8 protein-coding genes are annotated in these 11828 nt (G+C 43.5%); all 8 read right to left on the bottom strand.

Going from position 1 to position 11828, the window contains the following annotated elements:
* A partial coding sequence (locus GM612_RS11350; protein ID WP_155432475.1) for a KxYKxGKxW signal peptide domain-containing protein occupies positions 1 to 4222 on the bottom strand: 4222 nt, incomplete at its 3' end.
* Positions 4223 to 5165: 943 nt separating this feature from the next.
* The gene (locus GM612_RS11345; protein ID WP_173021275.1) at positions 5166 to 6179 is read right to left on the bottom strand and encodes an amidohydrolase family protein; all 1014 of its coding nucleotides are present in this window, start codon (positions 6177 to 6179) and stop codon (positions 5166 to 5168) included.
* A gap of 106 nt (positions 6180 to 6285) precedes the next feature.
* Positions 6286 to 6858: a TetR/AcrR family transcriptional regulator gene (locus GM612_RS11340; protein ID WP_155432473.1), complete on the bottom strand. Its 573-nt coding sequence runs from the start codon at positions 6856 to 6858 to the stop codon at positions 6286 to 6288.
* 256 nt (positions 6859 to 7114) lie between these two features.
* Positions 7115 to 8023 (bottom strand): zinc ribbon domain-containing protein, encoded by a 909-nt coding sequence (locus GM612_RS11335; RefSeq protein WP_173021274.1) that lies wholly within the window; start codon positions 8021 to 8023, stop codon positions 7115 to 7117.
* 14 nt (positions 8024 to 8037) lie between these two features.
* On the bottom strand, positions 8038 to 8883 hold the full coding sequence (locus GM612_RS11330; protein WP_155432471.1) for a hypothetical protein: 846 nt from the start codon (positions 8881 to 8883) through the stop codon (positions 8038 to 8040).
* A 42-nt stretch (positions 8884 to 8925) separates the two neighbouring features.
* Positions 8926 to 9054, bottom strand: a complete 129-nt coding sequence (locus GM612_RS11325; RefSeq protein ID WP_155432470.1) for a zinc-ribbon domain-containing protein — start codon at positions 9052 to 9054, stop codon at positions 8926 to 8928.
* A gap of 13 nt (positions 9055 to 9067) precedes the next feature.
* Positions 9068 to 10306, bottom strand: a complete 1239-nt coding sequence (locus tag GM612_RS11320; RefSeq protein WP_155432469.1) for a PDZ domain-containing protein — start codon at positions 10304 to 10306, stop codon at positions 9068 to 9070.
* A 32-nt stretch (positions 10307 to 10338) separates the two neighbouring features.
* Positions 10339 to 11427, bottom strand: a complete 1089-nt coding sequence (locus GM612_RS11315; RefSeq protein ID WP_173021273.1) for a serine hydrolase — start codon at positions 11425 to 11427, stop codon at positions 10339 to 10341.
* Between the last annotated feature and the right edge of the window lie 401 nt (positions 11428 to 11828).

Raw genomic sequence — 11828 nt, 5'->3', positions numbered from 1 at the left:
GACCATCACTGGTAGTCAGCGTGACACTAACACCAGGTGCGGTCGTTCCTGTAATCGTGTACGATCCATCTGGATTAACTGTAACTGTACTCGTAGTTGCAACCGTTCCCGCCGCCGGAACCGTAACTTTACCACTCTCAGCTCCAGCAGGTTTAATAGTTAGTGTATCACCTGGTTGAACAAGTCCACTCGGAATTGAAAGCTGAATGTTACCATTGCCATCAGTTGTGCCGGTTACTGGTGAACCATCAGCATTAGTTAACGGTTGTCCATTCGAACCGTCAACTGACACGGTAGTACTTGGTCGAGACTTACCAGTTACGTCGTAGCCACCAGTTGTATTAGGCGCGATGTTTAAAGCCCCCGTCGTAAATAGCGGAACTGTAACAGTCGTGGATCCGCCATTTTGTGGTGTCAAAGTCAATACATCACCTGGATTGACCGCACCAGAACCACTAGAAGGGACATGAATCTCAACGCTGCCATCAGCACCACTTGTGACCGAATTTCCGGTAATTGGGTTCCCATTGGCATCAACAAGAGCAATTGGATTGCCATGCGAGTCAGTAACTGCTACTGGTGTTGAAGCGGCCGTAGTCCCAGTAATCTTGTAGTTGTTATCTGGTTCAATCGAGATCGCAACGTTAGTGACCATTGCACCTACAGACAAGTTAATGTGGCGAACGACGTTATAATTTTCTTGAGTGTCTTGTGCAAAAGAGGTTGCGGTCGGATCATTTGCGTTAGCATTTGTAATTGTTGGGTTCGTTGTTGCTAATGTAGGCAACTCACCAACCGTGACTGCACCAGAAGTACCTAAGGCATCCGTCCACTGCGGTGTTACACCATGAATACCAACCATCGGAGTAACAGCAGTTTCCAAAGTTGAATTATTATAAGCGGCATTATACGTATTACCGTTATTCATCGGCTGCATTAGCGTGCTATCGTAGTCACTATTGCTCAACGCCGGTGCAACAACCGCACTATTATTAACTGACCCATCTTCGTTGGTAGTCCATGGAGTATAAATAACTGTGCCATTTTGACCAAGATATGCAGTCCGGTAAATTTTTACCGTGGCTGTTGAAACGATTTTGTCGTTTGGCAATGTGACCACATTTCCGTCAGCATCCTGCTGCGTTGTAGTGGTTGTAATGTTGGTACTATTCCCAACGGAAGAGACGTTACGGGTTCCAGCCTTACCATTAGCTAAACTGTAAGAAATGACTTCGTTTACTGTCCCCTGCAGGTATTTAGCCTGCGTACCTTGAATCGTACCAGGATTGTTTACTGTATAGGCAATCGGCTTAACGTTAATAACGTACTCTGTTGGCGTATTAGCACTAAGTGTCACATTAACTTTTTGACCGGCTGTGTAATTCGAATCATCTAGAACATAACCATTAGGTACACTAACTGTAAAGCTTGTTTGAGTACCGTCGAAGCCAATTAAAGTGTTGCCAGATGAAATTGGCAGATCAACTTTGTTAACATCATCATGATAAATAACTTTAGTAGAATATAGTTTTTGAGTAGCTGCATTTTGTTTCAAGTAGTTAAATGTTGACGCATAATCGGCTAAATCAATCGTATACGGTGCAACAGTACCAACGTCCGGGATGGTGTTCTTTGCATTATATGCATCACTATACCAATTCTTTCCATCGTCAACTTTTTCTGGATTATCCCATGTGAAAGTTCCAGCAGTTCCATTGGCAACTTCTTTCAAGTTGTTGGTATATGACCCATCAGCTTGAACCGTTTGAGTGATTGCATAACTCTTCATCGTGGTCGGGTCACTTGCATAATCCGCCTTAGCCTGGGCGACCGCCTTGTATTCAGCGTCATAAAGAGACTTGATTAAAGCGTTCGTCCCAGCTAGATCTGCGTCGCTGCCGTAGTTAAGGTAAGGCTTCTGATTCCAGCCATTAACAATGGTATCATTTCCCGTCTTTGAAGCGTTCAACAGGAATGGCGTTGGGTTTTCAGCCACGCCATTCATCGCGTCAGTTAAGGCCGCATTCTTAATTTGACCCAAATACTTATCAGCCATTCGGTAAGTACCATCGTGTGACAATTTCAGATTATTAGCCGCAGCAGTACCTGTAGAGTAAGTTGTAAAATCTAACTTACCATCTAAACTGACGTTACTACCGGAAGTATAATTATTACCAGTTTTAGTAATCGTCCCAGGTGCGCTTAAGTAATCACTTAAGAAGTTGTTGACGCCATCAACACCCGCAACGTAATCAACCCGTTCGATCGCACCACGAATACCCGTGTAAACTTTAGAAACATATTCAGAGAAAATTTCTTGTGGGAAGTTGATTGACCCTAAGTGTTCGCCAACAGCAACTTGAATAACTGCGTAGGTAAAGCCATAACTAAACCCATTCATAACACTAAACGTGATATCAGCAAATGTGATCCCATCATTTAAGAAGAGACTGTCAATACCATTTTGTCCTGATAATGAAACTGGGTTACTCAGAATAGAACGCTGTAAGTACGACTGAATCAAAGGCTGGAACAACGGAATATAGTAGTTCCAAACGTGTACAAGATCACCCAAGTTCGTCGTAATTGCCTTAATAGCGTTAGTATCTTGCGTATAGCTCTTTGAGGTTGGTTTCGTTAGATCTTGTTCAGCTTTAGTCGCTGCAGCCGTAAACAGGTTATATGCAGCTGGGTACTTCTTTTGCAAAGTCTTAGAAGTGGAATCACCACCAGTAAGAAGACCACCCTTACCATCATTAGTTCCAATTGGTAACGGGATTGTAGTACCGTCAGTCGCATAATTATAGGCAATTGAGTTTGCATACGAATCAGCCGCTGAACTCATACCGGAAGCTAGCTGACTATAAAAGTCGTCCGTAGCTGCAGCCCAAGTCTTAATAAAGGCTTGATAACCAGCTTGAAAATTAGGGTCCCCTTGGAGGTTAGTCTGATCGAAGCCTAAGATACCACCACTCTTCCCATCATTAGATGGATCGATCCACCAAGAACCAGGATCACTGATATCAATATTGTACGGATTAGTTGTTTTCGTAAATTTTGAAATATCAATGTTGGTTGCATTCCCACCATTGTCAGACCCTAGTTCTAGAGCACCTTGGTTTTGAACCTGCTTAATACCCTTTGGTACATAGTGGATATCTTGAGAAGTATCCGCACCATTAGCGATTCGACCAGCTTCGTAAACCATACCGAGGTGGTAGAGGTCACCTAACAGTTGGTAGTTAATGAAGACGTTACCTTCAGCATTACCAATATTAGAAAGTAACGCATAACCTTTATGCCCCTGTAGATCAGCAGCAGCAGCTTGATAACCTGCTTGGTAATTTGCATTGGTCGGATCACCGACGGGTAAATCAGAAATGACATTGATCGTCTGGGCGATGCCAGTCTTTTTGTACAATGAAACAGCCGCCGCTTTAGCATCATTCAACTGTTGATCAGTTGGATTTAACAAGTTGGTAACGTTTATTTTAGCCACACTGGGTGATGTAACGGCGCCATTAACATCCGTTACACTTGCCTTAAATGTCACTGCATTACCAGCTTTAGACGCAGTAGATTGACTAGCTGCTGCAAACTGGCTCAACGTGCCTTGAACCACCGTTACACCCTCAGTAGCATTATCCACTGTAGGAGCCTGTACAGAGGTTGTTGAATTCTTAGTAGCTGACGCCACATTCCCCGTAACAGATCCCGCTTTTTGACTGGTGTTAACATTAGCCTTTGAGGCATTCGTCACCGAGGTAGTTGTCGCTGCGTCAGTTTTCTTAGGTGTAGTGACTGCTGATTGCGATCCGGAGTTTTTGTTACCTGATCCAGTCGATTGGGCATTTGAAACCTTCGTGCTGTCAGCAGATAATTGCTTATTTGAATCTGAATTTGTGACAGCTTTCTGTGTACCAATACCATCACTCACTACGCTAGAACTAGTGTTAGATGATGCTGTATCATTTGAGACTGCACCATTTGTTGAGCTACTAGAAGCTGAAGCGATACCATTTTTGGCCATACCTGCTTGAGAAGACTTCAACACAACTGAACTTGTGCTCGATTCTGCAGCCTTAGAATTCCCAGAGTCGTCCTCAATCTTAGCATTTGCACCAACACTTTGTGTATCCGCTTTCGCAATTTGAGTCCCTAAAGCAGTGGACGTTAAAAGAAACATCCCGGCAAAAAGCCATAATTTCTTGGCCTTATACATAATTTCTTGGCCTTATACATTTTCATGCTGGACTGCTCTTTCTCAATTGACTTTAATCCATTATTTTTGGAGACTTTCCTAAAATCTTTTTCCATAATATTCCCCCCTGTCTGCCCGTACGATAGCGTAATATTTCCAAAATTTCAAGTTTAAAGACCGGGAAAAGCCTTTAATAGGCTAATTAGTTCGATAAATTTATATTATTTTTTAGTAAAAGACACTTTGCTTTAATTTGTCATTTATTTTATTGTTGATATATCAAGCATTTATTAGCCATATACTATTTTATCCAGGATTGTACTTTCTGAAATTTTACACTAGAAAAAATTATTAAAGAAATGGTTAAGCAATACTTGATTATTTAAAGCTTATCTAATTTAGAGACCTAATGAATAAATAGGGCACTCAAAATTTTACGCCTTGACCAAATATTTCACCGTATAAATGTTGAAGTTATGGTTATTCTATACAATACATTATCTTAATTCAGTATGATTTAATACAATAATTTCATAATGTTATTCACTTAATTTGATTATTTTATTCGTTTTTAATGTGGGACATCGATCCACTTTTCGTCTAAAAAATAAAAAGAGTGACTGGGCAAAAATTAATATTGGTTAGCATCGAACTGACATCTTAACGCAAAATTTTTAAAAAGACGACTCAGCCTCGAGACTTGACATGGTCCAAACGTGCGTCAAACCTCCGATCCCAGAATGCCAGCAAAGAGCACCGCAGATTCCAAACCAGGAATCCACGGCGCTCTTTGCTGGCATTCTTGGATCTAACCGAGTTTTGTCCAACTCTCTCAAAAACTTCTAAGCCAATCAATAGGTATCCTCAACACCAGTCAAGATATAGATAAGCTGGCATCCCTTGGCTAGAAGAAAACCCTTACGAACCCTTTTAATGCCAACCTGGCTCTAATTTTCCTTAACAGTTACTTGAGATGAAGTAAACCCGCTGCATTGTCATAAGCAATTTTTTGCTGATCAGCGGCGCTTAAGCCAGATTCCGTCAAGAACTTCTGCGCGCCTTCAGGATGATTATACGGATAGTCCAATGAGTACATCAGGTGGTCGGCGCCCACTTCGGTCATCGTCAACTGCAACTGAGCAGGGAAAAACATACCACTTGGTGTAATGTAGAAATTGTCGCGATACGTCTCACTAATGCTTCTATCCAGATCAATCGTTCGGCCTAGTGTTTGGTCCATTCGTTCCAAAAAGTTTGGTACCATTTCACCCCAGTGGCCGGTGATGATCTTCAACTTAGGATGACGGTCAAAGACACCGGCTAAAATTAGTCGAATCATTTGAACACCAAGGTCCTCATGCCATCCCCAGCCGGCGCCGGAAAAGGTAAAGGCAGTTAGTTCGCTCCAACCTTGCCCCTGATAATAATGTTCACTGATTTCTTGGGGGATAGCAGCCGGGTGAAAATACAAAGGAACGTCTAGTTCTTCAGCTTTGGTGAAAATCGGATCATAGATTGGGTCGTCAAAGAAACGTTGGTTGTAATAGCCATGAATCATGGCGCCTTGTAAGCCCTTCTCCTTAACGGCACGTTCCAATTCATCAGCCGCGGCTTCAGGATCACCTACCGGCAAAGTCGCCCAGCCACCAAGCCGATCCGGATGAGCCTTGACAGCGTCTGCCAAATCATTATTGGCCATCTGACACAACTCGATGGCAACCTTAGGATCTAGGTTTTGCGGGGTATCATCGCCGTAGCCCATGACCTGCATCTGGATCCCATTTTGATCCATGAATGCCAGTCGACTTTCACCCGCACTAGTCAGGTCACCCGTATCATGCTTTGATTTAGCAAGGTACTTTTCAATGCTGTGATCATCCGGATTCTTATGCGGATTAACGGGTGCTGGCATATAGGGCTTTGCGGCTTCATTAACTCGTTGAGATTCCCAGTGTTCTTCAAGCGTAATTAATTTCATTCTCATGGCCTCCAAGATTTAATGACCCCTATTTTAGTCGGTCGTAAAAGAAAAGAATACCCCTGTTTGTTGTCAAAGTAGGGTATTCTGTCACATTTAATTTTTGCTAATCATCGTGAAAGATCGACTCCGGAGCTGGCATGAGGCGCTGGTAAATACCAATGAAATCTTCACGATCAAGTTGCGGATTATCAAGCATCAGCCTGGCAAAGTCAATCAGCATGTGGGCGTATAGCCGAATGGCAGCCACTGTTACGGGTGAATTGGTTGAACGAATGGCATTGACTCGCCGCATATCCCGCACCAGATAGTCAATAACGGCCGTTTCTTCGTGGGCCCAAAAAACCATCGCAAATGACGTTTGGTGCTGCTCCATTAACTTAACCATCAGCCTTGGTGCATAGTGGGTGGAATCAACTTTCTGGTCGGTCTGTTTTAGAAAATCATTGATGATCCACGCCATATCTAACTCAATAATTTCACCGAGCGTTGAATAGTGGCGGTAAAAAGTCTGACGTGCCAGATGCGCAGACTTGCAGATTTCGGTAACTCGAACGGTATCGAACTGTTGCCCATCCCGAAAAGATTGGCGCATTGCTGCCATTAATTTATCCTGTGTCTGACGTAACCGTTTATCTGGTTGATGGTAATAGGCAGCCTGTAACTTGACCCGACTCATAGAATCACCTGATTTGCTGATTTTTCAAATTAACCTGTTTCTTTATATAACTAGATTCATTATACCGTAAAATTAGTAGCTTAGAATTCACCTACCTCACCAATTTTACCGATCCAAAATTCGCCTGTTAGAACACCGACGCTCAGCTAAACCAGTTTTTATAAATAAAAGGGTCTGAAGTTTTGTATTTGAGTACAAAAGCTACAGACCCCCAAAAGATAATTTTCACAAAATACAGGCTAAAGCGCCCACATCTTTATTCGAACGAGTTAAACAAGTTGCCAATGATACTCCAGCCAATGCCGACACCGACAATCGTGAAGACGACCAGTGCCACAACAAAGAGGATAATGCCACTAACTAAGAAGGCATAGACGCGGTCAAAATGATTGGTAGGCTTTGCCATGAAGATCAAGGCAACATACGCACATGATAATAGTGCATCATAGAAGAAAACGCATAGTGTCGCAAGGGCAATCGCGATCGTCCCTAAAATTGAAAAAATGAAGCCTGCCGCAAGGACAAATACCCCAAGGCTCATGATATGCTGAAAACGGGTTAAGTCAGCCATATAACCAACTGACTTGTCCCCTAAGAAGCCACGAACTACCAAATGCGCCATGCTGAATAACACAAACTCCCCGATGATCGACAATAATAGAACACCGAAGAAGGTACCAAATCCAGCCACTGACTGAGTATTAGTATTCAAAAGGCTATCAACGTTTCCCAATACTCCTCCGGCGGCGTGAATTTCGACCATCGTGAGGGTTAAAGCAATAAACAGGGAACTAATCAGCAAGGAGATCAAGCCAAAGTATTTATTGAATGGCTGAGCAAAATCAGCGGGCCGTTTGACGCCGTGAATCAGATATGACCAGTAATTTTTGGCATAGACCGAGGTCTGATCCATATCAATATTGATATTAATATTACTGCCAGAAGTCTGTTGATTCATATTCTGGTTCATATTTTGATTAAAGTTTCCTTGATTGGCATTAAACTGATTCTGCTGTCCCTGATTATTGGGGCCAAATTGAGGTTGACTATTTTGCGGTTGCGCACCAGTTGGGCCTGCTGTTGATACTTGAGGGATTTGAAAACCGCAGTACGTGCAAAATTTCGAATCAGCAGGAATTTCTCTTTGACAGTTTGGACATTTCATAGTGAGTACCCCTTTCATTGATGGCTGATCGCCGTTTGATTATAAGTTCGGGTACCGGATGTAGGTAAAATATCCTTACTGTGATCTGGGCCGACAAACTTGTAAGTGACAATATTGTAGTTAGCAGTCTTTTGTTTCAGTGTATACGTGTAATCATTTACATTGCCGTGGTAGGTTGCCAACATATCCTTGATATCTTGCTGAGTATTACTAGGCAACTTATTAAAACTACTGGCATTGGCTTGACGTTGAACGGTTACCTGCTTATTCAGTGCACTGACCGTATGTGCATGATAAGCAAAGCCACCGCCAATCACGACTAGGAGTACGACAACGATACCAGCAATAATGGCAATTCGCTTGTTACGCCGACTTCTAGCTCGCTTTTGAGACTGCTCATTAGCCAGCAGTCCTGGCAATTTCGTCTGTAGATCCGCCAGTTGCTGCTTAGCATCCTTATAATCGCCGAACTGGGCAAGATCATTCAGAGCCAACCGTAAATCAGCCGAACGCTGGGCGTGATTTGCGCGCGCCAAAGTCGTTTGGTAAGCTCGCTCGTAATTTTGGGCCTGAGCCTGTTGCTGACTCTGGGCAACTGCATTTTGAACCAGAGCCAATTTTTGCTTAGCATCTTGATAATCACCCAGTTGGGCAAACAGATTACCAGCAGTGTTCAGATCCCCCTTACCGAAGGCTGCCATGGCATTATTGTACTGTTGCGCCTGCTGAGCCTTCAAATTCTCACGGTCTTGAGCGTCCGCCAATTCACGGTTTGCCACTGCTTTTTCGTGTGCATCTTGATAATCGCCAAGCTGTTCAAATAAGATTGCTGCTTGCCGGGCGTTACCCTTATCGGCCATCTCGACAGCTTGCCGGTAAACAGCTTCTCGATTTGCTTGAGCTTACTTTTCTGCATTTGCCTGAACCTGCGCCTTAGCACTGGTTAAATCGGCTCCGCAATTCTTACAGAATTTTGCGGACATTGCGTTTTCGGCACCACAGTTAGGGCAGAATAATTTAGCATTGTTCATCTTCAATTCCCCCCTAATCTCCAACCAACGTAATGTCAGTCGTCTTCAAATGACCGCTCTTGGTGACGTAATCAACAGTAACGGTATCACCATCAGAATAGTCACTTGTGATCTGATCGATACTCTTTTCAGTACCGACTGTTTCGTCGTCGATTCGGCAAATAACATCGCCGACTTTCAGGTCACTGTCGCTGATTGAACTATCATCTTCAATACCAGTAATAACCATCCCAATTTCCTTATCGTTGTTACGCTCACGAATGCTGTAACCCCGAGCACCGAAATCAATGTCAGTATCCGCGTCACCACTTGGGTTAGCGAAGTCCTGCATGCTCCCAAGATTGACGTCGTTATGCGACATATTCAATTTAATACTATGCGTCGAACCATCCTTCATCTTAACCGTTGCTGTTGAGCCTAATTCGATCTCTTTCATGGCATTATCCATGCTGTCGTTACCGATAACAGAAGATTTAACTGGATACTGATTGATACCAACGATGACGTTGCTGTCATCCCAGCCGCCATCGTCAACGGTCTGCAGACCGGCTTTACTTGCCGGGCCATTATCCAGTTCATCAATCAAAATGACACCAGCACCATATGGTAAGTCCCCACGAAGGGCACCAAGTGATGGGTAATTACCATCCTGAGCAGCTTCAGCTAACTTATTAGCTTTAGCCGTCTTCTTTTGAATCAGCGTTGCCGTTTGCCCAGCCAAAGTCTGCAAGCCGGCCACCGAAATGTTCAGCCCGACAGAGTCCTTTGCCTGGTAATAAGACTGGCTTAGCTGAGTCAACGTATCGGCATCGGTCTTTGATTGATCTGGGAAGCTGGACTGATTTTTCAAACCATCAAGCTTCTTTTCAGTTTTTTGAGCTAACTGATTTTGCTTATCCAGCTGAGTCTGATTAGAACTTGCTAGTTGTGTCTTCGCCGATTTAATGAGTGATTCAAACTTAGCTCGACTCCACTTTTGCTTAATTTGTTTTTCCAACTGCGCATTGTTAGTTTTATCGCCTGTGCCCGGCAAAGCATCCTGTAACTGCTTAGCCGCCCCGGTTTTCACCAACGGATTATAAAGCACTAATCGCCGAGCCTGTTTGATATCACTGGCAAACGCTTTTTGAGTTTGCTGATGCTGATAAAATAGAAATCCACCGGCAATCACGACAATCACCACTAGAATTGAAATTCCCACCGTTAAAAATTTACCTTTGGTTTTTCTATGTCGATTCGATCGTTCTGACATCTTCCCACTTCCCCCTAAAAAATTGTTTTTAACTAATTTTGAACCATCCAATGCGTCACGTTAGCACCTAAACGGGCAATCGCTGCCACTTGACTCTCGGTCTGTTCCTCCGTGGCGTTGTGTGGTGTCTGACCATCACCATCCATCTCGATCAGCGCTGCAATCATGAACACATGACCTTGATACTTAATAATGCCCATGTCGTTTTCGACCCCGCGGTAGTTAGACTCGCCGCTCTTGTTCCAGCAAATTGCACCACTGGGTAGGTTGGCCGGTAATTTTGTTCGGTTCTCCGTCTTAAGCATCGGTGTCATCATAGCTTGATCAGCACTGGCATCAATCAAGTGACCACGATAAATGGCCCGTAGCGTTTGAACGGCTTCCCAGGCATTGATTCGGTTGGACCGACCATTATCGGGATCCGAAATGTCCATCATCTTGCGTTCAAGACTGGAGTAATGCTTAGGCCCAACCACCTGTGAAATGGTTTGGTCAACACCCTTAAAACTCCCAAGTTTGTTAATTAAGACGTTCGTGGCAATGTTGTCACTCTTCTCAATCATCAGTTTCACCAGTTGGCTCATGGTGTACTGAGTGCCAACCTTTTTATGCAGCAAGATCCCCGAACCCTCAACTTTATCCGCTTTTCGCAACGTGTAACGATCCGAGGCGTGGATCGTACCCTGCTTGAGTTCCTGGTAATAGCGAATCAAAATAAACAGCTTAATCGTGGATGCCGATGACTGCGCATGTCCTGGTGACCAATTTGTCATGTAGGCGTGCTGATCACCATCTAAAGAAGTGACAGCCACCGTCCATTTTGCGGGTCCATGAGCGCCGCTAACCAACCCTGTCATAGACCGGTTAATGACACTGACTAACCCAGTGGAACTGCCAGTGCCGACCCATTTGTCATTGCTAGCCTCCCTTAACGCTGGAACATGAATGTTTTGAGCATTAGCAGTTTTTGGCACTTGTTTTCTAATTGCTGTCACTGCATGGTTACTCGTAGTTGCATTCTCTGAACCAGTCTTGACCTTGGAACTACCATGGGCACCACATCCTGTCAGCAACAATGAACTGATGATGATGCTCTCTAATATGTAAAACTTAAATTTCATAAGCCTGTAACCCATCTCCCCCCACTAATTTCAACATGCTTCCCGTACCCAAAAAATCTTAAGGAATACTTAATTATTATACCATTATCTTATAGCCTTTTTAGCAGGAATTACGGTTTAAAGTGCCTCATCAGAGATTTTTTTCATATAACAAACGGATGAGTCGTTAGATAGAAAGTAAGCGATGTTAAAATCCAACTGAACTGGTTTTTAGAATTTCCCGATAGGCACCCATTCTCTGATAAATTCAGTCAATCAAAAAGAGGCTGTGACAAAAGTTAATATTGGTAAATATCAAATTGGTTTCTTAACGCTGAAGTAGTTAAACATGTTACTCAACCTCGAGACTGAACAAGGTCTAACCGAGTTTTGTCTCACTCTCAATCAAAAAAGCCCCACGC

The organism is Secundilactobacillus folii (genome assembly GCF_009720675.1).
GTDB classification, from domain to species: domain Bacteria; phylum Bacillota; class Bacilli; order Lactobacillales; family Lactobacillaceae; genus Secundilactobacillus; species Secundilactobacillus folii.
This window is presented reverse-complemented; position numbering and strand designations above follow the sequence as displayed.